Origin of the sequence: Bradyrhizobium sp., from assembly GCF_035309285.1 — a bacterium.
In the GTDB taxonomy this organism is placed as follows: Bacteria; Pseudomonadota; Alphaproteobacteria; order Rhizobiales; family Xanthobacteraceae; genus Bradyrhizobium.
In genome coordinates, this window is the sequence record NZ_DATGFH010000031.1 from 21,466 (window position 1) to 47,223 (window position 25,758).

Annotated in this window: 25 protein-coding genes; 14 read left to right on the forward strand and 11 right to left on the reverse strand. The window is 63.7% G+C overall.

What is annotated here, in order from left to right:
- Positions 1-7: 7 nt before the first annotated feature.
- The 3 genes from VKR55_RS06845 to VKR55_RS06855 form a co-directional block, all read right to left on the reverse strand.
- Positions 8-1,216 carry an efflux RND transporter periplasmic adaptor subunit gene (locus tag VKR55_RS06845; protein ID WP_324401156.1) on the reverse strand — a complete coding sequence of 403 codons (1,209 nt, stop codon included), beginning with the start codon at positions 1,214-1,216 and terminating at the stop codon, positions 8-10.
- 321 nt (positions 1,217-1,537) lie between these two features.
- Positions 1,538-3,028, reverse strand: a complete 1,491-nt coding sequence (locus VKR55_RS06850; RefSeq protein WP_324401064.1) for a flavin-containing monooxygenase — start codon at positions 3,026-3,028, stop codon at positions 1,538-1,540.
- A gap of 87 nt (positions 3,029-3,115) precedes the next feature.
- Entirely contained in the window at positions 3,116-3,565 is a 450-nt protein-coding gene (locus tag VKR55_RS06855; RefSeq protein ID WP_324401066.1) for a cupin domain-containing protein, read from the reverse strand.
- 186 nt (positions 3,566-3,751) lie between these two features.
- Here VKR55_RS06855 and VKR55_RS06860 point away from each other — a divergent pair, with 186 nt between their 5' ends.
- Positions 3,752-4,783: an AraC family transcriptional regulator gene (locus tag VKR55_RS06860; protein ID WP_324401068.1), complete on the forward strand. Its 1,032-nt coding sequence runs from the start codon at positions 3,752-3,754 to the stop codon at positions 4,781-4,783.
- A gap of 139 nt (positions 4,784-4,922) precedes the next feature.
- Here the strand turns inward: VKR55_RS06860 and VKR55_RS06865 are convergent, their stop codons facing one another.
- Entirely contained in the window at positions 4,923-6,146 is a 1,224-nt protein-coding gene (locus VKR55_RS06865) for a polyhydroxyalkanoate depolymerase (RefSeq protein ID WP_324401070.1), read from the reverse strand.
- 173 nt (positions 6,147-6,319) lie between these two features.
- Between VKR55_RS06865 and VKR55_RS06870 the strand changes: the two genes are divergently transcribed.
- Positions 6,320-6,973, forward strand: coding sequence for a glutathione S-transferase family protein (locus VKR55_RS06870; RefSeq protein ID WP_324401072.1), 654 nt, complete (start codon positions 6,320-6,322; stop codon positions 6,971-6,973).
- Between the two features lie 242 nt (positions 6,974-7,215).
- On the opposite strand, the gene VKR55_RS06875 is transcribed toward VKR55_RS06870, so the two are convergent.
- Positions 7,216-7,422 (reverse strand): hypothetical protein, encoded by a 207-nt coding sequence (locus VKR55_RS06875; RefSeq protein ID WP_324401074.1) that lies wholly within the window; start codon positions 7,420-7,422, stop codon positions 7,216-7,218.
- A 178-nt stretch (positions 7,423-7,600) separates the two neighbouring features.
- Between VKR55_RS06875 and VKR55_RS06880 the strand changes: the two genes are divergently transcribed.
- Positions 7,601-7,972 carry a hypothetical protein gene (locus VKR55_RS06880; protein ID WP_324401077.1) on the forward strand — a complete coding sequence of 124 codons (372 nt, stop codon included), beginning with the start codon at positions 7,601-7,603 and terminating at the stop codon, positions 7,970-7,972.
- 11 nt (positions 7,973-7,983) lie between these two features.
- Here the strand turns inward: VKR55_RS06880 and VKR55_RS06885 are convergent, their stop codons facing one another.
- Positions 7,984-9,087, reverse strand: coding sequence for a mandelate racemase/muconate lactonizing enzyme family protein (locus VKR55_RS06885; protein WP_324401079.1), 1,104 nt, complete (start codon positions 9,085-9,087; stop codon positions 7,984-7,986).
- A gap of 197 nt (positions 9,088-9,284) precedes the next feature.
- On the opposite strand from VKR55_RS06885, the gene VKR55_RS06890 reads away from it, so the two are divergent.
- The 4 genes from VKR55_RS06890 to VKR55_RS06905 all read left to right on the forward strand — a co-directional run bounded on the left by VKR55_RS06890 (position 9,285) and on the right by VKR55_RS06905 (position 13,590).
- Positions 9,285-10,118 carry an AraC family transcriptional regulator gene (locus tag VKR55_RS06890; protein WP_324401081.1) on the forward strand — a complete coding sequence of 278 codons (834 nt, stop codon included), beginning with the start codon at positions 9,285-9,287 and terminating at the stop codon, positions 10,116-10,118.
- A gap of 144 nt (positions 10,119-10,262) precedes the next feature.
- On the forward strand, positions 10,263-11,189 hold the full coding sequence (locus tag VKR55_RS06895) for an SMP-30/gluconolactonase/LRE family protein (protein ID WP_324401083.1): 927 nt from the start codon (positions 10,263-10,265) through the stop codon (positions 11,187-11,189).
- A 120-nt stretch (positions 11,190-11,309) separates the two neighbouring features.
- Positions 11,310-11,906 (forward strand): GNAT family N-acetyltransferase, encoded by a 597-nt coding sequence (locus tag VKR55_RS06900; RefSeq protein ID WP_324401085.1) that lies wholly within the window; start codon positions 11,310-11,312, stop codon positions 11,904-11,906.
- 34 nt (positions 11,907-11,940) lie between these two features.
- The gene (locus VKR55_RS06905; protein ID WP_324401087.1) at positions 11,941-13,590 is read left to right on the forward strand and encodes a GMC family oxidoreductase; all 1,650 of its coding nucleotides are present in this window, start codon (positions 11,941-11,943) and stop codon (positions 13,588-13,590) included.
- Between the two features lie 106 nt (positions 13,591-13,696).
- On the opposite strand, the gene VKR55_RS06910 is transcribed toward VKR55_RS06905, so the two are convergent.
- Positions 13,697-14,539, reverse strand: coding sequence for an AAA family ATPase (locus VKR55_RS06910; RefSeq protein ID WP_324401089.1), 843 nt, complete (start codon positions 14,537-14,539; stop codon positions 13,697-13,699).
- Between the two features lie 118 nt (positions 14,540-14,657).
- Complete coding sequence (locus VKR55_RS06915; protein ID WP_324401091.1) at positions 14,658-14,903, reverse strand: GlsB/YeaQ/YmgE family stress response membrane protein; 246 nt, start codon at positions 14,901-14,903, stop codon at positions 14,658-14,660.
- Positions 14,904-15,026: 123 nt separating this feature from the next.
- Between VKR55_RS06915 and VKR55_RS06920 the strand changes: the two genes are divergently transcribed.
- The 3 genes from VKR55_RS06920 to sseA all read left to right on the forward strand — a co-directional run bounded on the left by VKR55_RS06920 (position 15,027) and on the right by sseA (position 17,703).
- The gene (locus tag VKR55_RS06920) at positions 15,027-16,202 is read left to right on the forward strand and encodes a vWA domain-containing protein (protein WP_324401093.1); all 1,176 of its coding nucleotides are present in this window, start codon (positions 15,027-15,029) and stop codon (positions 16,200-16,202) included.
- A gap of 56 nt (positions 16,203-16,258) precedes the next feature.
- On the forward strand, positions 16,259-16,672 hold the full coding sequence (locus tag VKR55_RS06925) for a rhodanese-like domain-containing protein (protein ID WP_324401095.1): 414 nt from the start codon (positions 16,259-16,261) through the stop codon (positions 16,670-16,672).
- Between the two features lie 173 nt (positions 16,673-16,845).
- Positions 16,846-17,703: a 3-mercaptopyruvate sulfurtransferase gene (gene sseA, locus VKR55_RS06930; protein ID WP_324401097.1), complete on the forward strand. Its 858-nt coding sequence runs from the start codon at positions 16,846-16,848 to the stop codon at positions 17,701-17,703.
- Positions 17,704-17,713: 10 nt separating this feature from the next.
- On the opposite strand, the gene VKR55_RS06935 is transcribed toward sseA, so the two are convergent.
- The gene (locus VKR55_RS06935; RefSeq protein ID WP_324401099.1) at positions 17,714-18,931 is read right to left on the reverse strand and encodes a hypothetical protein; all 1,218 of its coding nucleotides are present in this window, start codon (positions 18,929-18,931) and stop codon (positions 17,714-17,716) included.
- A 353-nt stretch (positions 18,932-19,284) separates the two neighbouring features.
- Between VKR55_RS06935 and VKR55_RS06940 the strand changes: the two genes are divergently transcribed.
- Positions 19,285-20,484, forward strand: coding sequence for a L,D-transpeptidase (locus VKR55_RS06940; RefSeq protein ID WP_324401101.1), 1,200 nt, complete (start codon positions 19,285-19,287; stop codon positions 20,482-20,484).
- 58 nt (positions 20,485-20,542) lie between these two features.
- Here the strand turns inward: VKR55_RS06940 and VKR55_RS06945 are convergent, their stop codons facing one another.
- Both VKR55_RS06945 and VKR55_RS06950 read right to left on the reverse strand, forming a co-directional pair.
- The gene (locus tag VKR55_RS06945) at positions 20,543-21,502 is read right to left on the reverse strand and encodes a D-2-hydroxyacid dehydrogenase family protein (RefSeq protein WP_324401103.1); all 960 of its coding nucleotides are present in this window, start codon (positions 21,500-21,502) and stop codon (positions 20,543-20,545) included.
- Positions 21,503-21,629: 127 nt separating this feature from the next.
- Positions 21,630-21,842, reverse strand: a complete 213-nt coding sequence (locus VKR55_RS06950; protein ID WP_324401105.1) for a hypothetical protein — start codon at positions 21,840-21,842, stop codon at positions 21,630-21,632.
- 255 nt (positions 21,843-22,097) lie between these two features.
- Between VKR55_RS06950 and ettA the strand changes: the two genes are divergently transcribed.
- The 3 genes from ettA to VKR55_RS06965 are packed head-to-tail and all read left to right on the forward strand — an operon-like array spanning position 22,098 to position 25,752.
- Complete coding sequence (ettA, locus tag VKR55_RS06955) at positions 22,098-23,747, forward strand: energy-dependent translational throttle protein EttA (RefSeq protein ID WP_324401107.1); 1,650 nt, start codon at positions 22,098-22,100, stop codon at positions 23,745-23,747.
- 11 nt (positions 23,748-23,758) lie between these two features.
- Complete coding sequence (gene tam, locus VKR55_RS06960; protein ID WP_324401109.1) at positions 23,759-24,529, forward strand: trans-aconitate 2-methyltransferase; 771 nt, start codon at positions 23,759-23,761, stop codon at positions 24,527-24,529.
- Positions 24,526-25,752, forward strand: a complete 1,227-nt coding sequence (locus tag VKR55_RS06965; RefSeq protein WP_324401111.1) for a lytic murein transglycosylase — start codon at positions 24,526-24,528, stop codon at positions 25,750-25,752. The genes tam and VKR55_RS06965 overlap by 4 nt, the downstream gene beginning before the upstream one ends.
- Positions 25,753-25,758 lie beyond the last annotated feature (6 nt).

Below are 25,758 nucleotides of genomic sequence, written 5' to 3' on the forward strand. Positions count from 1 at the left end.
CCCGGTCCTACTTGGACGTTGCCTTGGTGTCTGGCGTTTTGGCGTCGGTCGGCTTGGCTTCAGCCGTCTTGGACTCTTCGATCTTCTGCAATTGCGGATCGACCTTCTGGCCGGGGATGGCCCTGAGCAGGCCCGCGATGACGACGCGGTCGTCCGGCTTCAGCCCACTCTCGATCACGCGCAGTCCGCCGTCGAGTTGGCCGGTCTGCACCTTGCGCTGTTCGACGGTGTTGTCGTTGGCCACGACCAGCACGTAGCGGCCGCCCTGATCGCTGCCGAGCGCGGTATCGGGCACGAGCAGCGCATTCTGCTCTTGATCGAAAGGCACACGAACGCGGACGAAAAAGCCCGGCAGCAGCACGCGGTCGGGATTGGGGATAACGCCGCGCACCTGCAGCGTTCCGGTCGATTGATTGACCGTGGGGTTCGCGTAATCGAGGTTGCCTTCATGCGGATAGCCGTCCTCGGTCTGCAACCCCACTTGCACCGGAAGACGCGTCAGCTCGCCGGGTGTCATGCCGCGCCGACGCGCTTCCGCGCGGACCCGCAGCACGTCCTGCTCGTTGACATTGAAGTTCACATAGATCGGATCGAGCGCGACGATGGTCGCAAGCTGGGTCGGCGAGGTGGCGCCGACGTATTCGCCGACTGAGACCAGATGCGCGGTGACGATCCCGTCAAACGGTGCGGTCACCTTGGTGTAGCCGTAATTGACCTCGGCGATTCTGGTGTTGACCTGTGCCTGCTGCAGATTGGCCTGCGCATTGTCGCGCGTCGAGGTGGAGGTTTCGAGCGTTGCCTGCGAGACCGCCTGTCTGGCGACGAGATCCTTCTGCCGGTTGAAATCGGCTTCGGCCTGCTTGACCGTGGCCTGGGCGCCGGCCTCCGCCGCTTGCGCCTGCTGAAGCTTCAGCTTGTAGGTCTCGGGTTCGATCGTGAACAGGGCCGTGCCTTGCTTCACGAAGGTGCCGTCCTTGTAGTCGATCGCCTCCAGGAAGCCTGGCACGCGCGCCACCAGATCGACCGATTTGATCGCGGCAGTGTTGCCGGTTGCCTCCAGATAGCGGGTAATCGGGCGCTGCAGGGGAATTGCGACGTCGACCTTCGGCGGCGGCGGCGCGACGTACGCATTTTGCTCGCAGCCGGCGAGCGCGACGGCGGTCAGGGTGGCGAGCGCGGCCAAGCTCAGTGGCCGCAAATTCCTGCCGTCGATCATTGGGCGAAAAGATGGACGTGCGGGCTTCATTGCAAGGCCCCTATCTCTCAACGCCTGCGAGCAGGCTACTCCTTGATCTCAATATCAACAATCCTGTCTCGGTGGAACCCGAGAGCACGGCCAAGCTAAACGCACTCATTGGCAGCGCGGAATCCCATGATCATGGTGTGACAATTTTATCGTTCCGGTGGCAATCTGAACCACCAACGCCAGCGACGCTCGATCACAATGACACGCAGGGCGGTGAAGCAGGCCCGCAGGACCTATGGCACTAACGGGTTGAAGGACAAGCCGATGCGGACGCAATAGAAAGCGCTTCGCTCAGGCCGTCGCCCGGTAGGCCGGCGCCGAGGCCAGGAATTGCGCGTAGGCGTCCGCGTCGGGCGGCGTGAACATCTCCTTGAGCGGGCCGCGGCGGCGTTTGGTGGCGCCGATATCGGCGAGCAACTCGTCGAAATGCTTGTAGTGATAAGGCGCAACGCACAGGCCGCCATAGACGCCGGCGGCCGGCCGCTCGACGCGCTTGAAATGCAGCATCATTTCGATGTTGTCGCGCATGTCTTGCGCGCTCGGCTGCTGGGCAAGCTTGCCGTCGGCGTAGCGCACGAGCCAGTGCGCGGCCAGGTCGGCGCAGAGCACGGTGCAGAAGCTGGAATTGAATCCGACAAAGCCGAGATCGGGCAGGTCGGGATTGGCGATCAGACGATAGAGGCGGTATTGCCCGTCCGCATCGACGAGCTTCTTGCGATAGTCCTCAGGGACGAAGGGCACGCCGAGCTTGTAGCCGATCGCGAGCACCGCAATGTCGGCCGCCACGCGCTCGCCATTGCTCATGACGATGCTCCTGCCGTCATAATGGTCGAACGTGCCGCAGATCGCCCTGATGCGTCCATCCGCCACCATCGGGTGGAAGCCGGGGGTCGCGATCGGGACCGAACAGTTGACGCCGTCCTCGATTCTTGTGTTCGGCACCATCTTGCACTTGGACAGCTTGAGCTGGGCCTTCAGCAGGCTTTCCAGTCCACGCCAGTTCGCCCATACAAGCGGCTTCGCAATCGCATGCGCCAGTCGCGCCGCGCTGCCGATGCCCCAACTCGCAAACATCTGCTCCTGGGCGCGGATGTAGAGGATGCGCTTGAAATTGACGAGGCCGCCGATGAAGTAAGGGATGCGCCACACCGGCTCGCGGTAGACGATTGTGACTTCGCTCGCGCCGGAATTGACCGCGTTGACGGCGATGTCGGTCGCCGATTTCGAACCGCCGAGCACCACCAGCTTGCGGCCCTTGGCGAGCGCAGCATCGCCATACTTCGACGAGTGCAGGATTTGTCCTCCCTGCGCCGTGAAGGCATCTTCGCCGGGAAGCGTAAGCGTCTGCGGCTCGCTGAATTGCCCCGTGCAGATCGCGACGAAATCGAAGTCCTCCCTTGTTGTTCCATTGGAGTTCACGAGATCGAGCGTCCAGCCGGGCTTGCCGTCGGAGCGGCGGCTCATCGCTCGCACTTCTGTCTTGAACCGCATCATCCGCTCGAGATCGTGGTCGCGCGCATAGTCGGAGAGATAGGCGTGGACCTGCGGACCCTTCGGCCATTCCGGATAGGAGTCCGGCATCGGCTTGTCGGTGTAGCGATAGAGGTCCTTGGGGCTTTGGGTCTGCACGTCCGGGTAGGACCGCGCCGGATCCCAGACGCCGCCGAGGTTGGAGCTCTTCTCGATGATGGTGACCTTGTGGCCGTGCGCCGCAAACGCCTTGGCGGCCGCCAGTCCCGATACGCCGGCGCCGATCACGCAAACCTGTTTCGGGCTTACCATGTGATCCTCCTCTCGTCTTGGGCAGCCGTCGTCGTTCGCGCTTCCGCAATGTCGCGCGGCGTGCCCTTCAGGAAAATGCGTGTGAGGCTAGTCGTTGGCCTCAGGCGGCAGGAAATCAACCTCGTGTTGCGCGGAGATGCGCACGACCTCGGCCGGATCGGTGAGGTTGTGCAGCTTGTCGAACAGGGCTTCCAGCTTCTGCATCGGCGAGACCCAGAACAGCGCGCGTGCCGGCTTGTCGGACTTGTTGAAATAGCCGTGCGGGATGCCGCGCGGCATGCGCACGAGGTCGCCGGCCTTCGCCTTCACCCAGACGCCGTCGAGCTTGAGGTCGAGCACGCCGTCCTGCACCAGGATGAACTCGTCCTGGGTCGGGTGCACATGCACCGGTACGAACTGGCCGGGTTCGCTGTTGGTCTCGAAGGCGAAGGTGGAATCGGTCACGGCCTTGGGGAAATAGATCTGGCCCAGGATGTTCCAGGTCTTGCCGCGATATCCTTGACCGTTCGGGGTGATGCCTTTCTCGAGCGCTGCCATGACGTCCTCCTTCGCTTTGGCGTGGTGGCGAGCATCCGGCGGCGGGACGGCCTTGTCTATCCGCTAAACGAATCCGGTAGCCCCGGCGGAAGCGGCAGAAGGCCTGCCCATTGTTTGGCCGTGCAACCCACTTTCCAGATGCCGAAATTATTGTAAGCTTAAAACAATTTCAGGAGGCGGTTGCTGATGGCTGAGGGGGTCATTCGGAATGCCGGTCTCGATCGCCCGCGCGGAACCGAACGGCTCGCGGGCTTTTGCCGCGTGGCCACCGATAATGTCGATGAAGCGGCCGAAGAGATCGGGCGCATCTTCTGTCCTCACGACCTCAAGCCGCTGCGCACAAGCGAGCCCGGCTTCTTTGCCCGGCACAATTGCGCGGCCTTCGACGGATTTTCCATCAACTACGTCGCCTATGGCGGCTCGGTGTCGATCGACCCGGGCTGCCTTGAGCGCTTCTTCCTGATGCAGCTTCCGTTACGTGGATCGGCGCTGGTGTCGACGTCCTCGCGCGACATCGCAACCACGCCCGGTAGCACCGCCTCGGTGCTGTCGCCGACCCTGCCGACGCGCATGGCCTGGAAGAACGATTGCGCCCAGCTCATTTTGCTGGTCGAGCGGAAGCTGGTCGAGCAGCGCGCCGCGGCGCTGGCCGGCAAGGCGGTGCAGACAATCGAGTTCGACCCGGTGGTCGATCTGAAGGCGCCGGCCGCCCAGGCTTTGCAGGCGCAGATGCTAGGGCTCGTCAATCTGGCCGAAGGCCTGCGGCCGAAGCGCAACCTGTCGCCGGCTGCCGCCGCAAATTGGCGCGAGGGCATCCTCGATCGGCTGCTGACCGGTCAGCCTCACGGCTTGTCGCAAGCGATCAAGACGTTCGCGGGCGAGGGCGAGACGCTGCCGCAGGCGCTGCGGCGGGCGCGCGACTATCTCGTGGCGCACGCGGCTGATCCGTTTGACCTGGTGCAACTTGCAACCGCCGCCGGCATCGGCATCCGCGCGCTGCAACTCGGCTTTCAGCGCCATTTCGGGATGTCGATCTCACAGATGCTGCTCGATCTTCGCCTGGCGCATCTCAATACGAGGCTGAAGGCAGCACCACCGGACGCGCGCATCATCGATATCGCGTTTGATCTCGGCTTCACTCATGTGAGCCGGATGGCCGGCGCCTACCGGCAAAAATTCGGCGAAACGCCATCGGCGACGCTGCGGCGATTGCATTGAGATGACGTTGCGTGTGCCGAAGCGGCATCGGTCCCGTCATTGCGAGCGAAGCGAAGCAATCCAGACTTTCTCCGCGGGAACAGTCTGGATTGCTTCGTCGCTGCGCTCCCCGCAATGACGTGGAGGGTGCGTAACAGGCTCACGAATTGACGTAGATGAAATCGCGCAAGAGCGGATAGATCTCGCTATTCCACTTCTTGCCGCTGAACACGCCGTAGTGCCCGACGCCGGCCTGCATGTGGTGAACGCGGCGATAAGCGCGCACGCCGGTGCAGAGCTCCTGTGCTGCGAGCGTCTGTCCGATCGAACAGATGTCGTCCTTCTCGCCTTCGACCGTCATCAGGCCCATGCGCCTGATCGCGGCCGGGTTCACCGGGCGACCGCGGAAGGTGAGCTTGCCCAGTGGCAAGAGATGATCCTGGAACACGTCGCGGACGGTCTCGATGTAGAACTCTGCCGGCAGATCCATGACCGCGAAATATTCGTCATAGAAAGTCTTGATGACCGCGGCCTTTTCCTTCTCGCCCTTCACCAGGTGATTGTGCAGGTCCACATGCTGCTTGATGTGGCGCTCGAGGTTCATCGAGACGAAGGCGGCAAGTTGCACGAAGCCCGGATAGACTTTCCGGAACGCGCCTTTGCACTGAAACGGCACGTAGCTGATCAGGTTGCGCTCGAACCATTTGAGCGGTTTGCTCTTGGCGAATTCGTTGACCTTGGTCGGCTGGATGCGGGTGTCGATCGGTCCCGCCATCAGCGTCAACGTCGCCGGGCGCGAGGGATGATTGTCCTCGCACATGATCGCGGCAGCAGCCAGCGCCGATACCGACGGCTGGCAGATCGCCACCATGTGCGCGCGCGGCCCCAGATGGCCGAGGAAATCAATGAGATGCTGAGTGTAATCGTCGAGGCCGAAACGGCCGGCGCTGAAGGGAATGTCGCGCGGGTTGTGCCAGTCGGTGATGTAGACGTCGTGGTCCTGCAGCAGCGTCTTCACCGTGCCGCGCAACAGCGTGGCGAAATGACCGGACATCGGTGCGACCAGGAGCACCCGCGGCTGCTCGGGCGCGCTCTCTCTCTTGAAGCGCAACAGCGAGCCGAATGGCGTCGCCTGGACCACCTCTTCCTTCACCGCGAGCTCGCGGTTGCCGACCGCGACGCGGTCGATGCCGTAAGCCGGGCGGGTGTAGGTGAGGGAGGAACGCGAGATCAATTCGAGCGCCGCCGCGAGCCGCGGGAACAGCCTGTCGGAGAGGCCTTGCGGGATCAGATTGAGGTAGCGCGCCGCCGATGCGGCCCCTGACCGCCATGGCTGGGTGAGGTCCATGTGGTTCTGATAGGCCTGATAAAGCATTGACATCATTCACCCCCGCCCATCCCCATATTGCCATGCAATATCGAAGCCGGAGCGGAGTCAAATCGCCCCTGTGAATTGGCATGTGCCTTGCTGCATACTGCGCGAAGTCGCACAGGGAACCGGCACTCGCCGGGGGCGTCCACGCTCTCGGGTTGCGTCGAAGCATTGAGGGGTAGCTTATGGCGAAGGCGACACTGACCATCAGCAGCAAGAACTATTCATCGTGGTCGCTGCGCGGCTGGCTGATGACCAGGTTTTCCGGCCTGCCGTTCGAGGAAGTCGCCATCGCACCGGATGATCCGTCCGCGCGGGCGGAGATCCTTTTGCTCTCGCCCACCATCCTCGTACCGTGCCTCAGGCATGACGGCGCCATCATCTGGGATACGCTCGCGATCGGCGAGTACCTCAACGAGGTCATGTCGGAGGCCCGGCTGCTCCCGGCCAATCGAATCGAGCGAGCGCATTGTCGCGCGATCTGCGGCGAGATTCATTCCGGCTTCACGACACTGCGGGCATCGCTGCCGGTCAATCTGAAGGGCCATTTCCCGGGCTTCAAGATCTGGACCCGCGCCCAGGCCGATATCGATCGGGTCTGCACGATCTGGCGCGAATGCCTCGCCAAATCCGGTGGGCCGTTCCTGTTCGGCGAGCACACCATGGCGGACGCGATGTACGCGCCGGTCGTGACGCGTTTCATCACCTATGACGTGAAGCTCGAGCCGCAACTGAAGGCCTATGCCGACGCCGTCATGGCGATGCCCGAGATGATCGAATGGGTCGAGGCCGCGAAGGCCGAGCCCGACGAAATCGAGGAGCTCGATGTCGAATATTAGCGCATGATCCGGCCAAGCGACGTCGCCGCCACGATTAACGTTTCTCGCCGGCCCTTGGCTTGCGCAAAACCGCACTTGTACTCGATGTGGTGCGCCACGTTGGCGGCGCGCCGACATCTAGCCGTGAACAGATGAGTACGGGCCCCGGCCGCTGATTCGGGCGCGATTCGTTCGCACCGCGTTCCGAATCTTAAAAGCCGGTGGCGAGCCGTCGCATTTTGATACGGCGGCCGGCTTCGCCGCTAATGCCGCGGCATGCGCCATCCCACAACGGTCGCCTCGACCATCCCGCCTGATTCGTGATTGTGCCACCGGCCATCCAGGTAGTGGCATGAGAACGGCAATTGATAGGTTCCGCTGTGGTCCTCGCAAAGCACCTGGACCGGCAGACCCGGTGGCGGCACCCCTGCGCCATCGAATTCCGCCAGTCTTCGTTCGCGTGTTGCCATTTGATCTATTCCCCTAAATGCGCGGCGCGCCGCGCCGCATCTGAAAATTCCCGCCCGCTTTCCTCGTCCCACCGCCACCTGCAAATCACAGCGCCGGAATGAGGTAGCAATGTGATATCTCTCGCTCCCCGCGCCCGCTCAATTTGGTGTGAGGCGTGCCCGTGAACGCGAGGATGTGATGGGTTTCAAGAATCTTGCTGCCGTGCTTGCCCTCCTGCTCCTGATCGCGATACCGCTAGAACCAGTTCACGCGCAGGATGTTCCGGGCATCGAGATTTGCACGGTCGAGAAGACGATGGAGCGGCGCACGTCTTGCTTGCAGAGCAATGTGGACTTCCTGCAGAAGACGCTCAACAAGCTCAACGCCGATCATCAGCAGAAGATCGACGCCGCCAATCGGCAGATCGAGGCGCTGAAGGCGACGGTCGTGGCGCTGCAGAAGGTGGTCACCGATATGCAGGCCGCCGAGAGGCAGATGGCCGACGATTTGAAGAAGAAGGCCGATGTGCCGCCGAAGGATATCCCGGCGGCGAAAAAAGGGGTCAAGTGACCGCGGGCGCGTCACGACACCCGATACTGCTCCATCACGTTGAGGTCCGGCTCGTAGCCGAGGCCGGGGCCTTCCGGCACTGCGATGTTGCCATTGGCGTCGACATCGACGCGGTCGCGCCACAGGTTGGCGGCGCGCTTCATATAGAAGGCTTCGATATAGCCTTCGCCGCGCACCGACATCAGTTGCAGCGTCGCGAGGAAGCCGGGCCCGAAATAGGGCGAGTGTGGAATGATTGTCACGCCAAGCTCGTCGGCTGCGGCGGCCACTTTCAGGAATTCGGTGATGCCGCCAACCTTGATCACCGAAGGCTGCGCGTGGCTGACGGCGCCGGCGTTCATCATCTGACGGAACTGATATTCGGTGCAGGCATTCTCTCCCGCCGCAATATCGAGCCCGCCTTGCCTGCGCACCTGCGCCAGCGTCGCGAAATCCTCCGGCGGCCAGACCGGCTCTTCCAGGAACATGGGCGCGGCGTCGCGGCAGGCATGCGCAAAGGCAATCGCATCCTTGCCGCTGAGCGGGCAGTTCATGTCGACCATCAAGGGCACGCCGTCGCCGATCGCTTGACGCGCGGCAAACACCGCGGGCGTGGTGGTCTCATGCAGCTTGATCGCCGAATAGCCGCGTTTTCGCGCGCCCTCGCATTCGCCGGCGATCGCATCCGGCTTGCCGATCCGGAGCAGGCTCGCGTAAGCCGGAATCTTCGCGCGCTTCGCTCCGCCGATCAGTCGATGCAGCGGCACGCCATTGATCTTGGCGGCGAGATCCCACAACGCGATGTCGAGCCCGGAGATCGCAAACATGGTGATGCCGTAGCGGCCGAACAGATGCAGGTTGCGCTGGATCTGCTCCATCAGCCTGGGGATATTCTCGGGCTCCGGCACGTCCTGGCCGCGCGCTTGCGGCGCGATCATCTCGTCGACCGCGGTGCAGGTGGTGCGTGGGCAGACACAGGCAAAGGCATCGCCCCAGCCGGTGAGGCCGCCATCGGTCGTGACCTCGACCACGACCATGTCGAGCGCAGAGATGGCCGAAGCACCCTGGCGGAAGCTCGCCGGCCCTGCATCATAGGGAATGCGGATGTGATGCGCGCGGACATTGGTGATTTTCATGGTTGTTTCTCGTCTGTTTTTGGCCATCGTACGCAACGTCACCTGCGTCATTCCGGGCACGGTGGTGACGCATCACCCCGGAACAACGAAGGCCCGATTGCGCGGTGGATTTTTGCCGTTCCGCAGCAACGCCGGTCAAGCGCCATCGTCCTCATGCGGGCATGATCAGCGCGCTTCGGAAGGAAAGGCCGTGATCCATGAATCCTGCGCAAAAGGCGCTGTGGTATGTCGAAAGCCATCTCGCGGGTCCGCTGACGCTCGACGAGATTTCGGAAGTCGCGGGAGTCTCGCGCTTCCATCTCGTGCGGGCCTTTGCCGCCGCGACCGGCTTTTCGGTGATGCGCTACGTGCGTGCCCGCCGTCTCACTGAGGCGGCGCGCGCGCTCGCAGCCGGTGCACCCGATATCCTGCGCGTTGCGCTGGATGCGGAATACGGCTCCCACGAAGCATTCACCCGCGCGTTCCGCGACCATTTCGGGGTCACGCCCGAATCCGTTCGCGCCACGACGTGTCTCGACAAACTCAAGCTTCAGGAGCCGATCCTCATGGATTCCACCGCATTGGACAAAATCGCACCGCCCCGTTTCGAGACCGGCAAGGCCATGCTGATTGCCGGTGTCGGCGAGCGCATCAATTGCGAGAGCAGCGCCGGCATTCCCGGCCTGTGGCATCGCTTCCATCAGACCATCGACAACGTCCCCGCCCGAAACGGGACTATTGCCTACGGCGTTTGCTGCAACAGCGATGATTCCGGCAATTTCGATTATATCGCCGGCGTCGAAGTTGCCGACTTCTCCGACCTGCCGCGCGAGTTCAGCCGCGTCCGCATCCCAGCGCAAAAATACGCGGTCTTCACCCATAGCGACCATATCTCGACGATCCGCCGCACCGTCAACACCATCTGGAATCACTGGCTGCCGGCGTCGGGCCACGAGGTCGCCGATGCGCCCAACTTCGAGCGCTATGACGAGAAGTTCGATCCTGTGACCGGCAATGGCGGCCTCGAGATCTGGGTGCCGATCAAGAGCTAATCTCTCTGCAACGCAGCCTTGCGAGCGCCTGCGCTTGCTTGGCAATCCCCCGCCACTTTGCCATAACGGCAGCGACGATCCGTTGCGTGCGCGGGGGCTTTTCGCAAAATCCGCCTGCAGCCAAGAAGAAGCGGGAGGATTTTCATGGGCAATGTTCGCGTTCTCGCCACCGGCCTCGAATTTCCGGAGGGGCCGGTCGTCATGCCCGATGGCTCGGTGGTGCTGGTCGAGATCCGCGGGCAGCGGCTGACGCGGGTTCATCCCGATGGTCGCAAGGAAGTGGTCGCGCAGATGCCGGGCGGGCCGAACGGCGCGGCCCTCGGTCCCGACGGCAAGATCTATGTCTGCAACAATGGCGGCTTCACCTGGATTCCGACGCGCAACATGATCATGCCTGGCCCGCAGCCGGACGATTATCGCGGCGGCTCGATCCAGCGCGTCGACTTGCAGAGCGGTAAGGTCGAGACCGTGGTCGACAAGTGCGGCGAGCACGGCTTGCGCGGGCCGAACGATCTCGTGTTCGACAGGCATGGCGGCTTGTGGTTTTCCGACCTTGGCAAGCGCCGCCATCGCGAGATGGATGCCGCCGGGGTCTACTACCTCAAACCGGGCATGAAGGAGATCGTCGAGGTGGTGTTCGGCGTGCTGCCGGCCAACGGCATCGGCCTGTCACCGGATGAGAACACCGTCTATGTCGCGGAGACGCCGACGGCGCGGCTGTGGGCCTATGAGCTTTCCGCGCCCGGCACGCTCAAACCGCGCGAGGTGATCTATCGCGGCGAGCGCGGCAAGCCGATCGCGGGCCTCGGCGGCTACCAGATGTTCGATTCGCTTGCCCTCGAAGCGAACGGCAATGTGTGCGTCGCTACCCTGATCTCGGGTTGCATCTCGGTGATCGCACCGGACGGCACGCTGGTCGAGCAGGTGCCGACCGGCGACCGCGTCACCACCAACATCGCCTTCGGCGGACCCGGTCTGAAGACCGCCTACATCACGCTCTCGGGCAAGGGTGAGCTGGTCGCGATGGACTGGTCGCGACCGGGGCTGCCGCTGAATTTCCTTAACAAGTGACGTCCAGCACCCCCGAATTTTCGAATCTGGCTCTTTCGAAGCGTCCTTGAATGGCCATAGCTGGAGAGCTTCACCGCCCGCGATCCTCGCGATGGCGGAAGTGAAGCAAGGAGATTTGTGATGCCCTGGCCTGAACCTGTCACCCTGCGCGGCGAGCATGCGCGGCTCGAGCCGTTGTCGCACGACCATCACGCGGGGCTCGTCGAGGCCGTGAAAGACGGCGAGCTCTTCAAGCTCTGGTATACCTTCGTGCCAAAGCCGGAGGACATGACCAAGGAAATCGACCGGAGGCTTGGCCTGCAGAAGGCGGGATCGATGCTACCATTCACGGTCTTCGATGCCGCAGGCCGGATCGCCGGCATGTCCACCTACATGAACATCGATGCCACCAACCGCCGCGTCGAGATCGGCTCGACCTGGTATGCAAAGCGCGTGCAGCGCACACCGCTCAATACCCAGTGCAAATTGTTGTTGCTAGGGCACGCTTTTGAAGCCATCAACTGCATCGCGGTCGAGTTCCGCACCCATTTCTTCAACCATCAGAGCCGGCGGGCGATCGAGCGGCTGGGTGCCAAACAGGACGGAATTTTACGCAATCACCAGATTGCGCCGAACGGCACGCTGCGCGACACTGTGGTCTTCTCGATCATCGCGTCCGAATGGCCGACCGTGAAGGCGCATTTGACCTATCAGCTCAACGACAAGCCGCGGGACTAACCGCGCTCCAACGAAAAAAGAGATAAAGGGAACGATGGAAACGTTCGATTATGTCATCATCGGCTCCGGCTCCGCCGGCAGCGTGCTCGCCAACCGCCTCAGCGAAGACAGTAACACCACGATCTGCGTGCTCGAGGCCGGCCCCAGCGATTGGCATCCCTACATCCACCTGCCGGCGGGCTTCATCAAGACCTTCCACATGAAGAGCATCAACTGGGCTTACCAGCAGGAGCCCGGTCCCTATACCGGCGGCCGCAGCATCTACGCGCCGCGCGGCAAGACGCTCGGCGGCTCGTCCTCGATCAACGGTCACATCTATAACCGCGGCCAGCGCCAGGATTTCGACACCTGGGCGCAGATGGGCAATCGCGGCTGGGGCTATGCCGACATATTGCCTTACTTCAAGCGGCTGGAGCGGCGGGTCGGCGAGGGGGATGAGACCTATCGCGGGCGCGACGGCAGCCTCACCGTCACGACCATGGACTGGAAGGACCCGCTCTGCGAGGCCTTCATGGCCGGCGCGGTCAGTCTCGGCATTCCCAAAAATCCCGATTACAACGGCGCCATCCAGGAAGGCGTCTCCTATTGCCAGCGCACCATCGAAAAAGGCCTGCGCATGAGCGCGGCCAAGGCGTTCCTGCATCCGGCGCGCAAGCGGCCGAACGTGCATGTGCGCACCCACGCGCATGCCACCAGCATCATCTTCGAGGGCAAGCGCGCCGTCGGCGTGCGCTTTCTCAAGGGCGGCCGTGGCGGCACGCCGATGGAGGTGCGCGCCAGCAAGGAAGTGATCCTGTCCGGCGGCACCTACAATTCACCGCAGCTCCTGCAATTGTCGGGCGTTGGCTCGCCGGAGCTGTTGAAATCGCACGGCATCGAGGTGCGCCACGCGCTGCCCGGCGTCGGCGAGGGCCTGCAGGATCACTATGCGCCGCGTTCGGTCGCGCGCGTGAAGAACATTCAGACCATCAACGAGCTTCGGCAGGGCTGGCATCTCTGGGTCGAGGCGCTGAAATGGGCGACGACGCGGCGCGGCCTGCTCTCGCTGTCGCCGACCATGGTCTATTGCTTCTGGCATTCGGGCGAGACCGCCGAGAGTTCCGACCTGCAGCTCACCTTCACGCCGGCAAGCTACAAGGAGGGGGTGCAGGGACAGCTCGAGGACGAGCCCGGCATGACGGTGGCATCCTGGCAGCAGCGGCCGGAGAGCCGCGGCTATGTCCGCATCCGATCGGCCGATCCCCTTGCGCCGCCGATCATCCAGACCAACTATCTCACACATGAGCTCGACCGCCGCGTCGTCGTGGCCGGCTTGAAGCTCGCGCGGCGTCTGCTCAAGTCCGAGCCGCTCGCGCAATATTACGACTACGAGGACTTCCCCGGACCCACGGTGCAGAGCGACGAGGAGCTTCTGGCAGCCGCCACTCAGCGCGGCACCACGACCTTCCATCCCGGCTGCACCTGCCGCATGGGCCCTGCCGGAAGCAGCGGGGCTGTGGTCGATGATCAGCTTCGCGTCCATGGCCTGCAAGGGCTGCGCGTGATCGACGCCTCGATCATGCCGCGCATGATCTCCGCCAACCTCAATGCGTCCACCATGATGATCGCGGACAAGGCTTCCGATCTGGTCCGCGGCAAGGCGGCGCCGGAGGCGGTGAAGCTGCCGGAAGCGGCGGTGGCTTAACTGGGTTAACCGGCAACGTCGTCATTGCGAGGAGCGTAAGCGACGAAGCAATCCACCTTCCGGAAAGGTCTGGATTGCTTCGCTTCGCTCGCAATGACGAATGGGCCTACACCTCGCGCCGGCTCAGGAACGCCAGCCGCTCGAACAGGTGCACGTCCTGCTCGTTCTTCAGGAGCGCGCCGTGCAGCGGCGGGATCAGCTTGCGCGGGTCGCGCTCGCGCAGCATCTCCGGCGTGATGTCCTCGTTGAGCAGGAGTTTCAGCCAGTCGAGCAACTCCGAGGTCGACGGCTTCTTCTTCAGCCCCGGCACCTCGCGCACTTCGAAGAAGATGCGCAGCGCCTCCTCGACCAGGCGCTTCTTGATGCCCGGGAAATGCACGTCGACGATCCGGCTCATGGTCTCGGCGTCGGGAAACTTGATGTAGTGGAAGAAGCAGCGGCGCAGGAAGGCGTCCGGCAGCTCCTTTTCGTTGTTCGAGGTGATCATCACGATCGGGCGCAGCTTTGCCTTGATGTTCTCGCCGGTCTCGTAGACGAAGAACTCCATGCGATCGAGCTCGAGCAAGAGGTCGTTCGGAAACTCGATGTCGGCCTTGTCAATCTCGTCGATCAGGAGCACCGGGCGCTTCGCGCTGGTGAAGGCATCCCACAGCTTGCCGCGCTTGATGTAGTTGGAAATGTCGGACACCCGCGCGTCGCCGAGCTGGCTGTCGCGCAGGCGCGAGACCGCGTCATATTCGTAGAGGCCCTGTTGGGCCTTGGTGGTCGACTTGATGTGCCAGGTCAGAAGCGGCGCGCCGATCGCTTTCGCGACCTCCTCGGCCAGCACCGTCTTGCCGGTGCCGGGCTCGCCCTTGATCAGCAGCGGGCGCTCGAGCACGATCGAGGCATTGACGGCGACCTTGAGGTCCTCGGTCGCGACATAATCCTTGGTGCCGGTAAACTTCATCTATTCTTGCCTCGTTCGGGCGCTTGGTAAAGGATTCTCGGGGCGCAGCGGTTCCGCTCCGCCTTTAGCAGGAAAATCCAGCCGAAACAGCCTGCGTTTTCGGGAATGGGGGGATGCGTCAGGCGCGCCTGACCAGGGATAATATGACGAGTATAATAACAGCTCCGATGGTCGCGTCCAGGATCGAGCCCAGCGTACCGGACGCGAGCATGACGCCGAGCTGCGGCAGGATCCAGCTTGCGACCAGCGCACCGAGGATGCCGATGACGATGTTGCCGATCAGTCCGAACCCGGCGCCGCGCACGATCAAGCCGGCGAGCCAGCCGGCGATCGCGCCGATCACGAGCGCTGCGATGATACCCATTTGGGAAAACCCCTGCCAAAACCGCTGATGGGGCAATTCTAGATGAAAAAGCCTGCTGGTCTAGGCCTCAGGGCCACAGCTTCCACCCTTGACGTTCACCATGCGACGGGCAATCTGTAGTCCATGTTCCTGCAATTCTTCACCTCGCTGCGCGATGCCCAGGTCCCCGTGACCTTGCGCGAATATCTGACGCTGATGGAGGCGCTCGACGCCGATCTCGCCGAGCAGACGGTCGAGAATTTCTACTATCTGTCGCGCGCGGCGCTGGTGAAGGACGAGCGCAATCTCGACAAGTTCGACCGCGTCTTCGGCACCGTGTTCAAGGGGCTGGAAAGCCTGCTCGACGCCATGGACAAGGCGGAGATCCCCGAGGAGTGGCTGAAGAAGCTCGCCGAAAAATATCTCACCGAGGAAGAGAAGAAGCAGATCGAGGCCATGGGCTGGGACAAGCTCATGGAGACGCTGCGCAAGCGCCTTGCTGAGCAGAAGGGCCGCCACCAGGGCGGCAGCAAGTGGATCGGCACCGCCGGCACCTCGCCTTTCGGCGCGCATGGCTACAACCCCGAAGGCGTGCGCATCGGCCAGGAGAAGAACCGCAACAACCGCGCGGTAAAGGTGTGGGACCGGCGCGAGTTCAGGGACCTCGACGGCAATGTCGAGCTCGGCATCCGCAACATCAAGATCGCGCTGAGACGGCTGCGCAAGTTCGCCCGCACCGGCGCGCCCGACGAGCTCGACCTCGATTCCACCATCAAGGAAACGGCGAACCACGGCTATCTCGACGTGGTCATGCGCCCCGAGCGGCGCAACGCGGTCAAGGTCCTGGTGTTCTTCGACATCGGCGGCTCGATGGATTCCCATATCGAGCAGGTCGAGGAGCTATTCTCCGCCGCGAAGACCGAATTCAAGCACATGGAATATTTCTACTTCCACAACTGCCTCTATGAGGGCGTCTGGAAGCAGAACAAGCGGCGCTTCACCGATCGCACGCCGACCTGGGACGTGCTCCACAAATATCCGCATGACTACAAGGTGGTGTTCGTCGGCGACGCCTCGATGTCGCCCTACGAGATCATGGTGCCGGGCGGCTCGGTCGAGCATGTCAACGAGGAGGCCGGGGCGGTCTGGCTCGACCGCATCGCGCGCACCTATCCGCATGCGGTCTGGCTCAATCCGGTGGCGCAAAAGCACTGGGACTATTCGGAATCGACCACCATCATCCGCCGCATCTTCTCGCAGCGCATGTATCCGATCACGATCGAGGGTCTGGAGAATGCGATGAAGCAGCTGGTGCGGTAAGCCTCACACGTGACGCGTGCCTCGACAGCGCGCCAATAAAACCAAGGGAGAGGCCCATGCCCCAGACCATTCACCGCGGCATCAAGGCGCTGGTCGACGAGGCCAATGCCGAGATCGAGACCATCAGCGCGGCTGACGCCATCAAGCTCGCGTCGAACAGGGACATCGTCATCGTGGACATCCGCGATCCCCGGGAGATCGAGCGCGAGGGCAGGATCCCCGGCGCCTTCTCCTGCACGCGCGGCATGCTGGAGTTCTGGATCGATCCGGCGAGCCCCTACGCCAAGCCGATCTTCCAGGAGGACAGGAAATTCATCTTCCATTGCGCCGGTGGCCTGCGCTCGGTGCTCGCGGCCAAGACTGCGCAGGACATGGGCCTGAAGCCGGTCGCCCATATGGGCGGCGGTTTCGCCGCCTGGCGCGATGCCGGGGGGCCCGTGGAGAAGTGGGAGCCGAAGAAGAAGGGCTGAGGTTCGTCGCTCGCGGGCTTGCCGGCTTCGCCAAGAGGCTTCGCCGACCACGTGACTGAAAGCCCGGCGAAGCACTTGCGTAGCCGGGACCCGCGTGCCCATCCTTTCAAAAAAGATGGATGGCCGGATCAAGTCCGGCCATGACGATTTGAGAAGACGTCGGAGAGCTTCTGATGAGTGCCACCAGCGACCCCCTTGTTTCCACCGAATGGCTCGGCGCGCATCTTGGCGAGGCGAATGTGAAAGTCCTCGACGCCACATTCAAATTGCCGGGTGTGCTGCCGCTGCCGAAGGACGATTACCTCGCCGCACATCTTCCCGGCGCCGTGTACTTCGACGTGGACGCGGTGTCGGATCATGCCAATCCGCTCCCGCACATGTTTCCGAGCGCCGAGCAGTTCGGCCGCGACGTCGGCGCACTCGGCATCAGCAATGCCGACACCGTAGTGGTCTATGATTCCGGGACCTGGGTTGCCGCGCCACGAACGTGGTGGATGTTCCTGTCCTACGGCCACAGCGACGTACGCGTGCTCGATGGCGGCCTGAAGAAGTGGAGGGCCGAGGGCCGCAAGGTCGAGAGCGGCGAAGTGAAACCAAAGCCCGCGACTTTCAAGGCATCCTACGATCCGAAGCGCGTGCGCAGTGTCAAGCAGATGATCGCCAATGTCGAAAGCCGCGCCGAGCAGGTGATCGACGCACGTGCGGCCGAACGTTTCGAGGGACGCGCGGCGGAGCCGCGGCCGGGCATCCGCTCCGGACACATTCCAGGTGCCCGTAATCTGCCCTACAACACCCTGTTCGACGCCGCGACCGGTGCGATGAAGCCGCTCGAGGATTTGCGCAAGGCGTTTTCCGGCGCCGGCGTGAAGCTCGATGCGCCGATCGTCACGAGCTGCGGCTCGGGCGTCTCGGCCGCAGCCTTGACGATCGCGCTCTATCGCCTCGGCATCACCGACACCGCGCTCTATGACGGCTCCTGGTCGGAATGGGGGCAGGCGGGCGGGCCGCCGATCGCGACCGGCCCGGCCTGATCCGCGCGCTTTACGGATTAGCCGCCGGCGTCGGTCGTTGCTTCCGAGTACGTGGCGGCGTCGGAGTAAGCGCCGGCGTCGGCTGCTGCGCGAACACGCCGAACGGCTGCTGTTGAGCCAGTGCCTGCTGGCGCGCCGCGCGCGCCCGCAGCGCCGCCAACCTGCGACGCGCTTTCTTCCGTGCTTCCGCCCTCGCGTCCGCGCGCAGCCGCGCCTTGTCGGCGCTCCGGTCCGGCTTGTCGTCCGCCTCCTTGAGCGCTGACGGCGCGGCCTTCGCCGTCGGCTCGCCCACCGCTACGGCTTTGGTCTTCGCGGTGTCGGCTGCGGGCAACGCGGGCGTGGCCGACGGCTCGTCCTTGGCACTTTCAGTGACGTTCGGACCAGGCGTATCGGTCGCGGCTGCGGGTGACGCATCGCTTGCCGGTGGCTTCTTCTCTTCGACTGCGGTGGTCTTGGCCGTCGTGGTCTCGCCTGCGGGCAAGGCGGGAGCGGCCGCCGGCTCGTCCTCGGCGGGCTCGCTTTCGGCAACCTTCGGAACAGGCGTATCGGTTGCCGCTGCGCTTGCCTCCGGCTTCTCCTCTTCGACTGCGGCGGTCTTGGCCGTCGTGGTCTCGCTGGCGGGCAAAGCGGGAGCGGCCGCCGGCTCATCCTTGGCAGGCTCACCTTCCGCGACCGTCGGGACAGGCGTATCAGTCGCGGCTGCGGGTGCCGCATCGCTTGCGGTTGGCCTGGCCGCTTCGACGACCGCGGCCTTGGTCTCCGCGATGGGAGCGGACGGCTCGACGATGGCAGGCGCAGGGGTCGCGTCACGCGCGCCCGACGCCGGCGTCGCTGTCGTCGAATCTGCCGTTGGCGGGGGTGCCTCTGGCGCGGTCAACGCTGTAACGTCAGGCATTTCGGGTGCGACCAAAACCACCGATTCCGGCTCGGCGGGGGCGGATGCCGCGGGTGAGTCCGTCAGCGGCTGGCCAGCCGGCGCATTGGCGGCGGGAATGTCAGGATTCGCGTGCGGCGCGGGCTGCGGATCGGCTCGCAGCATGGCAAGGACGGGTTGGGCCGGCTCGCTCTGTTGCGCAAGCAGCGGCGGCTCCGGCGCCGCGCGCCAGGACGAGTCTGATGAGAATTCCTCATGCGCGGCCCGCAGCAGCGCCGCGGCGCCCAGGCCGAAAACGAGAATCGAGACCGACAGCGTGATGGCGGCAAACAGGAAACGGATACCTGGGAGCATTTCTGGATGCGATTCCGCCTCGGCAGGCTTGCCGCCGGGCCCTGGAGCCAAAGAGGAACGCGGTGACTACTGCTGGAGGTGGATCGGCCCTCGTTCGCCGCCGCGAATCAGGCTCGATTCGAGGATACCGCAAGCCATGTTCAGCGTTTGTTAAAAAACGTTGCTGAAGATGGTATACGGCGCCTGTCGATGCGATTTTGGCTCCAATTGCGGTTTTGGCGCCACGCCGTTGATGGAACATCACAATTTATGGAAATCAGGCACAAGTCAGCAGGATTTGTCTTGAATGCGCCGCGATCTTCCGCAATGTGCGGTTAACGGCCCGGTGTCGCCTTGGGGACTATACAGAAAAGATGACGATCACCCGTTCGCTGATGATCTCTGCTGTCGTGATGGCTGGCGCGGCAACGCTGTCGGTTGTCCACGCTCAGCAGACCTATCCGGTTCCCCAGGGGACCTATTCGCAGGCGCCGCAGTCTTATCCGCCCGCTTATCCCTCGGATGATCGCCGGCCGAATTTCGATCAATTGCAGGACGATCAGGCCAATGCGGCGGCGCAGCCGCCACGTGCTCCGACTGGTCCGATTCTGTCGCCGGATGACCCGCGCTACGCCAACGCGGTGCCGCAGGGGCCGGTGATGTCTCCGAACGATCCGCGCTACGGCCGCCCGGCCGGTCCGCCGCCGGTGATCTATGGGGATCGCCCGCCGGGCGCGCCCCAAGGATACCCCAACCAAGGCTACGCCAACCAAGCATACCCCAACCAAGGCTATGCGAACCAAGCCTATGGCGATCCCAACGCGCCGCGTCCGCCCGAGGCCGTCGGGCCTGGTGGCCCGGCGCCGGCGGTGACTGGGTCGGTTGAGCAGCAGCCGACCGCAGCGCCCGATGGGCGACCGGTGACGATTGCAGCGCTTCCGCCGGAAGAGCAGCCCGATGCGGCGCCCGCCCAACTGGCACCGAACCTGCGCCGGCAGGAAGTCAATTTCGCCACGAAAGAGCCGGCGGGCACGATCGTCGTCGATACGTCGAATACCTATCTTTACTACGTGCTCGGCAATGGCCGGGCGATCCGCTACGGCGTGCGTGTCGGGCGCGACGGCTTTACCTGGTCCGGCGTGCAGAAGATCACGCGCAAGAAGGAATGGCCGGACTGGTATCCGCCGAGCGAGATGATCGACCGGCAGCCCTATCTGCCGCGCTTCATGGCCGGTGGCCCGGGCAATCCGCTTGGCGCGCGCGCCATGTATCTCGGCAATACGGTCTATCGCATCCACGGCACCAACCAGCCCTCGACCATCGGCAAGTTCGTCTCCTCGGGCTGCATCGGCATGCTGAACGAGGATGTCTCGGACCTGTTCGATCGCGTGAAGGTTGGCACCCGGGTGGTCGTGCTGCCGGGTGGCCCGCCGCCGGGAACGGCTACGGCGACCGCTTCCGCCGCCCCGGTGCCCGGACCGTCAGCCGCACAGCCAGCGCAGGCTTCGGCCGCCCCCGGCTACGGTCAGCCGACGGTGGTGCCACCGCTGCCCGCGCCGGTCACGGTGCGCTGAGCCCGGACAACTTGAGGATTTCCAATCGCCCCTCTCGAAAAGCGAGGGGCGATTTTCATTACGCCAGTCGCCGCAGCGGCTCGCCCTTGAACCAGGCGTCGATGCCCTCGACCATCTGGGTGTAGTGGCCGCGGAAGATCTCCTCGGTGGCGTAGCCGAGGTGCGGCGTGATCACCATGTTGTCGAGCTTGCGGAAGGGATGATCCACCGGCAGCGGCTCGACCGAGAATACGTCGATGCCGGCGCCCGCGATCTTCCGCTGCTGCAGCACTTCCAGGAGCGCCGCCTCGTCGATGATCGGCCCGCGTGCGGTGTTGACGATGTAGGCGGTCGGCTTCATGCGCGACAGCTCCTCGCGGCCGACCAGGCCGCGCGAGCGCGGGCCCAGCACCACATGGATGGTGACGACGTCGGCCGTTGAAAACAGCTCCTCCTTGGAGGCGTAGGTGACGCCGGCTTCCTGGCATTTCTCCGGCGTCAGATTCGGACTCCAGGCGATCACCTTCATGCCGAAGGCCTGCCCAAGCTTGGCTACTTTGGTGCCGAGCTTGCCGAGACCGATCACGCCAAGCGTGCGGCCCTCGATCTCGATGCCGAGATGAGCCTGCCAGGCTTGGCCTGCGTGCATGCGCGCGTTTTCACGGCCAATATTGCGTGTCAATTCCAGGATCAGGCCCATGGCGAGCGGCGCGGTCGGATCGCGGGCAAAGTTGGTGCCGCACAGGACCACATGGTGGTCCTTGGCCGCGTCGAAATCGATGGCGGCGTTGCGCATGCCCGAGGTGATCATCAGCTTGAGCTTCGGGAGTGCCCCAAACAGCGAGCGCGGAAACGCGGTGCGCTCGCGCATCGCCAGGATGATCTCGAAATCCTTCAACGCCGCGGCTGCTTCGCCCTCGGACTTGAACGGCTTCTCGAAGACCGTCAATTCGACCCGGTCGGTGATCTTGGACCAGTCTGCGGAGGTCAGCGAGAGTTTGAAATAGTCGTCAAGGATTGCACAGCGCAGCCGCGTCATGGGAAAAGTCCGTTCATGGCGAGAAGGACGGCAGCGAAAGCGCCGTCGGGAAAGGTCGCCATGGTTGCGCGCCGTGCTTTCGCGCGCAAGCGGCTTGCGGCTTCAAAAGCGCGTATGCCGCGCGTCCTCAGATGTCGGATTTGAGCCGGAACGCGGCCTGGTCGCCGTACTTGGCGCGCCAGGCGGGCCCGGGTCCGCGCATATAGTGCAGTTCCGGCCGATAGGGGTCGAAGGCGCGGGCGAAGAACTGCCGCCAGAGGGCCCTGAAGCCGGTCGAAGAGTCCCGTCCGTTCCGGCCGATCGCCGGTGAGGAGAGGGTGGTTGAAATCGTCGTCGCCATGACGCTGGCTCACTGTTTTCGGTTCGCGGCTTTTGCCGCTTGGATGCGCTTTTGTGCGCCGAAAACGAGCTTTCGCCTGATTTATTAAAATGCAGTTTCAATTGTCGTGATCTCCGCCACACATGGTATCGGACCCGTATTCATGCGTGGTGAACGAAGAGAAAACGGCCCTCCCGCGGTTGCCCTTTAGGGCCTGCGCGGCTACATGAGCCGCAGCAAAATTTCCTCAAATCCGCTCGTTTCCCAGGGATCGCGATGGCTCGCCAGTTCGTCTATTTCATGCAGGGTCTGACCAAGAGCTACCCGACCCGGAAGGTGCTCGATAACATCCACTTAAGCTTCTATCCGGACGCCAAGATCGGCGTGCTCGGCGTCAACGGCTCGGGCAAGTCGACGCTGCTCAAGATCATGGCCGGCCTCGACAAGGAATATACCGGCGAGGCCTGGGTCGCCGAGGGGGCGCGTGTCGGCTATCTCGAGCAGGAGCCGCAGCTCGATCCCAAGCTTTCGGCGCGCGAGAACGTCATGCAGGGCGTCGCCAAGCAGAAGGCGATCCTGGAGCGGTATAACGAGCTTGCCGCGAACTACTCCGACGAGACCGCGGACGAAATGACAAAACTGCAGGACGAGATCGAGGCGCAGGGCCTCTGGGATCTCGACAGCAAGGTCGACCAGGCAATGGACGCGCTGCGCTGCCCGCCGGACGACGCCGACGTGACCAAGCTCTCTGGCGGCGAGCGCCGCCGTGTCGCGCTGTGCAGGCTGCTGCTCGACCAGCCCGACCTCCTGCTCCTGGACGAGCCGACCAACCACCTCGACGCGGAGTCCGTATCCTGGCTCGAAGGCCATTTGCGCAACTATCCCGGCGCGATCCTGATCGTCACCCACGACCGCTACTTCCTCGACAACGTCACGGGATGGATCCTCGAGCTCGACCGCGGCCGCGGCATCCCCTATGAGGGCAACTATTCCTCCTGGCTTGTGCAGAAGCAGAAGCGGCTGGAGCAGGAGGGGCGCGAGGAAGCGGCGCGCCAGCGCACGCTCGCCCGCGAGCAGGAATGGATCGCGGCTTCGCCCAAGGCGCGTCAGGCCAAGTCCAAGGCGCGCTATACGCGCTATGAGGACTTGCTCAAGCAGGCGAGCGAGAAGCAGACCCAGACCGCGCAGATCATCATCCCCGTCGCCGAGCGGCTCGGCCAGAACGTCATCGACTTCGAGGGCTTGAGCAAAGGTTACGGCGACCGCGTCTTGATCGACGATCTCACCTTCAAGCTGCCGCCGGGCGGCATCGTCGGCGTCATCGGCGCCAACGGCGCCGGCAAGACCACCCTGTTCCGCATGATCACCAAGCAGGAGCAGCCGGACAAGGGTACGATCACCATTGGCGAGTCCGTGCATCTGGGCTATGTCGACCAGTCGCGCGACGATCTCGAGGCCAACAAGACCGTGTGGGAGGAGATTTCCGGCGGCAACGAGTTGATCCCGCTCGGCAAGAAGGAAGTGAACTCGCGCGGCTACTGCTCGTCGTTCAACTTCAAGGGCGCCGACCAGCAGAAGAAAGTCGGCGCGCTCTCGGGCGGCGAGCGCAACCGCGTGCATATGGCCAAGATGCTGCGTTCCGGCGCCAACGTGCTGCTGCTCGACGAGCCCACCAACGATCTCGACGTCGACACCCTGCGCGCACTGGAAGAGGCGCTGGAGGATTTTGCCGGCTGTGCCGTCATCATCAGCCACGACCGCTGGTTCCTCGACCGCATCGCGACCCACATCCTGTCGTTCGAAGGCGACAGCCATGTCGAATGGTTCGAGGGGAATTTCCAGGACTATGAGAAGGACAAGATGCGCCGGCTCGGTCAGGACTCGATCATCCCGCACCGGGTGAAGTACAAGAAGCTGACGCGATAGATGGATAGCTGATGGCGGACTGGAGCGCGGAGCAGTATCTCAAATTCGAGGACGAGCGCACGCGCCCGTCACGCGACCTCCTGGCGCAGATTCCAATTTCCGATCCGTACCAGATCGTCGACATCGGCTGCGGTCCTGGCAACTCGACCGAGCTTCTGGTCAGGCGCTGGCCCAACGCCACCGTCATCGGCATCGACACCTCTGCCGAAATGTTGCGCCAGGCGCGCGAGCGTCTGCCGAAGCAGACCTTCATCGAGACCAATGTCGCCCATTGGGTACCACCCGACGGGACCGACCTCTTGTTCGGCAACGCGATCTTCCAGTGGGTGCCGGGCCATCTGAAGCAGTTGCAGCGGCTGCTCGCCAAGCTTCCGCAAGGCGGCGTGCTCGCGGTGCAGCTTCCCGACAGCCTCAATGAGCCGGCGCATATTCTGATGCGCGAGGTCGCCCAGCAGGGACCGTGGGCCAAGCAGCTCTCCGAGAAGGCGCGCGCGCGTGACGAATTGCCGACAGCGGGCGGCTACTATGACGCACTGAGCCCGCTCTGCACGCAGATCGAGATCTGGCACACGATCTATAACCACGTCCTCGATGACGCGGCTTCAGTGGTCGAATGGGTCAAGGGCACGGGCTTGCGGCCGTTCCTGGAAATGCTGGAGACGGCCGAGCGCAAGGATTATCTCGTCGAATACACCGCACGCGTGGTGGCCGCCTATCAACCGCAGGCCGATGGCAAGGTGCTGTTTCGCTTTCCGCGGATTTTCATCGTGGCGGTGAAATGAGAGCCGGTGCGTGTGCACTTTTTCTCGCAGCGATCATCTCAGGGTCCTCGCCTGCCCGTGCCGCGGATGCCGCCTTCACACAATTCATTGCTTCGCTCTGGCCGGACGCACAAGCCGCCGGCGTGTCGCGCGCGACGTTCGATGCGGAAACGCGAGGGCTCGAGCCCGATTACAAGCTACCCGATCTGATCCTGCCCGGGCGTCCGGCGACCGGCGCACCGTCGCAGGCCGAGTTCGTGCAGGTGCCGGCCGACTACATCAAGGAAGCGAGCATCACGCGGCTCGCCGAGCGGGGCCAGAAGCTGATGCAGCAATATCGGCGCTCGCTGGATGCGATCGAATCCCGCTTCGGTGTGCCAGCCAGCATCGTGCTCGCGATCTGGGGCCGCGAGACCGACTTTGGCCGCTACACGTTGCCTTACGATGAGATTCGCGTCCTGGCTACGCAGGCTTATGTCGGCCGGCGGAAGGACAAATATCGCAACGAATTCATCCTCGCCCTGAAGATGCTGAGCGACGGCGTGGTGGCGCGCAAGGACATGCGCGCGTCCTGGGCCGGCGCCACCGGGCTCACGCAATTTCTGCCATCGGAATTCTACAAGCATGGCGTCGACCTCGACGGCGACGGCAGGGTCGACATCTGGCACTCGGTGCCGGATGCGCTTGCCTCCGCGGCCCGGCAGCTCGTCAGCAAGGGCTGGCAGAGCGGCGTGCGCTGGGCCTACGAGGTCAAGGCCCCGGCAAACGTCGACTGCACCATCGGCGTGCCCGAAGTGACGAAGCCGATCGGCGAGTGGCTGCGTGCGGGCTTCGTGCCCGTGCGCGGGCAAAAGCTGGGCGCGGCCGAACGGGCGCAATCGGCATCGCTGTTGCAGCCGGAAGGCATCTACGGCCCGGCCTTCCTCACCACGAAGAACTACTTCGTCATCAAGGAATACAACTTCTCCGACCTCTACGTACTGTTCGTCGGCCATCTCTCTGACCGCATGAAAAGTCCCCTGCCGTTTGCGACTTCCTGGTCGGCGTCGACGCAGCTTCGCACAGCTGACGTCGAAGCGATGCAGCAGGGGCTCACGCGCGTCGGGCTCTACAAGGACAAGATCGACGGCAAGGCAGGGATGCTGACGCGCGCAGCGCTTGGCGCCTATCAGAAGAAGGCAGGGCTCAAGGTCGATTGCTGGCCGAGCGAAGCGGTGCTGCAGTCGATCAACGCCACGCGCTGAATGTCT

What these genes read in the sequence shown, in the direction of transcription:
- VKR55_RS06865 (WP_324401070.1), bottom strand. Translation starts at nt 6,146, where the DNA reads ATGATGTCAATGCTTTATCAGGCCTATCAGAACCACATGGACCTCACC.
- ettA (WP_324401107.1), top strand. Translation starts at nt 22,098, where the DNA reads ATGGCTCGCCAGTTCGTCTATTTCATGCAGGGTCTGACCAAGAGCTAC.
- VKR55_RS06885 (WP_324401079.1), bottom strand. Translation starts at nt 9,087, where the DNA reads ATGAAAATCACCAATGTCCGCGCGCATCACATCCGCATTCCCTATGAT.
- VKR55_RS06910 (WP_324401089.1), bottom strand. Translation starts at nt 14,539, where the DNA reads ATGAAGTTTACCGGCACCAAGGATTATGTCGCGACCGAGGACCTCAAG.
- VKR55_RS06925 (WP_324401095.1), top strand. Translation starts at nt 16,259, where the DNA reads ATGCCCCAGACCATTCACCGCGGCATCAAGGCGCTGGTCGACGAGGCC.
- VKR55_RS06845 (WP_324401156.1), bottom strand. Translation starts at nt 1,216, where the DNA reads ATGATCGACGGCAGGAATTTGCGGCCACTGAGCTTGGCCGCGCTCGCC.
- VKR55_RS06880 (WP_324401077.1), top strand. Translation starts at nt 7,601, where the DNA reads ATGGGTTTCAAGAATCTTGCTGCCGTGCTTGCCCTCCTGCTCCTGATC.
- VKR55_RS06860 (WP_324401068.1), top strand. Translation starts at nt 3,752, where the DNA reads ATGGCTGAGGGGGTCATTCGGAATGCCGGTCTCGATCGCCCGCGCGGA.
- VKR55_RS06935 (WP_324401099.1), bottom strand. Translation starts at nt 18,931, where the DNA reads ATGCTCCCAGGTATCCGTTTCCTGTTTGCCGCCATCACGCTGTCGGTC.
- VKR55_RS06855 (WP_324401066.1), bottom strand. Translation starts at nt 3,565, where the DNA reads ATGGCAGCGCTCGAGAAAGGCATCACCCCGAACGGTCAAGGATATCGC.
- VKR55_RS06850 (WP_324401064.1), bottom strand. Translation starts at nt 3,028, where the DNA reads ATGGTAAGCCCGAAACAGGTTTGCGTGATCGGCGCCGGCGTATCGGGA.
- VKR55_RS06905 (WP_324401087.1), top strand. Translation starts at nt 11,941, where the DNA reads ATGGAAACGTTCGATTATGTCATCATCGGCTCCGGCTCCGCCGGCAGC.
- sseA (WP_324401097.1), top strand. Translation starts at nt 16,846, where the DNA reads ATGAGTGCCACCAGCGACCCCCTTGTTTCCACCGAATGGCTCGGCGCG.
- VKR55_RS06890 (WP_324401081.1), top strand. Translation starts at nt 9,285, where the DNA reads ATGAATCCTGCGCAAAAGGCGCTGTGGTATGTCGAAAGCCATCTCGCG.
- VKR55_RS06870 (WP_324401072.1), top strand. Translation starts at nt 6,320, where the DNA reads ATGGCGAAGGCGACACTGACCATCAGCAGCAAGAACTATTCATCGTGG.
- VKR55_RS06945 (WP_324401103.1), bottom strand. Translation starts at nt 21,502, where the DNA reads ATGACGCGGCTGCGCTGTGCAATCCTTGACGACTATTTCAAACTCTCG.
- VKR55_RS06920 (WP_324401093.1), top strand. Translation starts at nt 15,027, where the DNA reads ATGTTCCTGCAATTCTTCACCTCGCTGCGCGATGCCCAGGTCCCCGTG.
- VKR55_RS06965 (WP_324401111.1), top strand. Translation starts at nt 24,526, where the DNA reads ATGAGAGCCGGTGCGTGTGCACTTTTTCTCGCAGCGATCATCTCAGGG.
- VKR55_RS06895 (WP_324401083.1), top strand. Translation starts at nt 10,263, where the DNA reads ATGGGCAATGTTCGCGTTCTCGCCACCGGCCTCGAATTTCCGGAGGGG.
- VKR55_RS06900 (WP_324401085.1), top strand. Translation starts at nt 11,310, where the DNA reads ATGCCCTGGCCTGAACCTGTCACCCTGCGCGGCGAGCATGCGCGGCTC.
- VKR55_RS06940 (WP_324401101.1), top strand. Translation starts at nt 19,285, where the DNA reads ATGACGATCACCCGTTCGCTGATGATCTCTGCTGTCGTGATGGCTGGC.
- VKR55_RS06950 (WP_324401105.1), bottom strand. Translation starts at nt 21,842, where the DNA reads ATGGCGACGACGATTTCAACCACCCTCTCCTCACCGGCGATCGGCCGG.
- VKR55_RS06875 (WP_324401074.1), bottom strand. Translation starts at nt 7,422, where the DNA reads ATGGCAACACGCGAACGAAGACTGGCGGAATTCGATGGCGCAGGGGTG.
- VKR55_RS06915 (WP_324401091.1), bottom strand. Translation starts at nt 14,903, where the DNA reads ATGGGTATCATCGCAGCGCTCGTGATCGGCGCGATCGCCGGCTGGCTC.
- tam (WP_324401109.1), top strand. Translation starts at nt 23,759, where the DNA reads ATGGCGGACTGGAGCGCGGAGCAGTATCTCAAATTCGAGGACGAGCGC.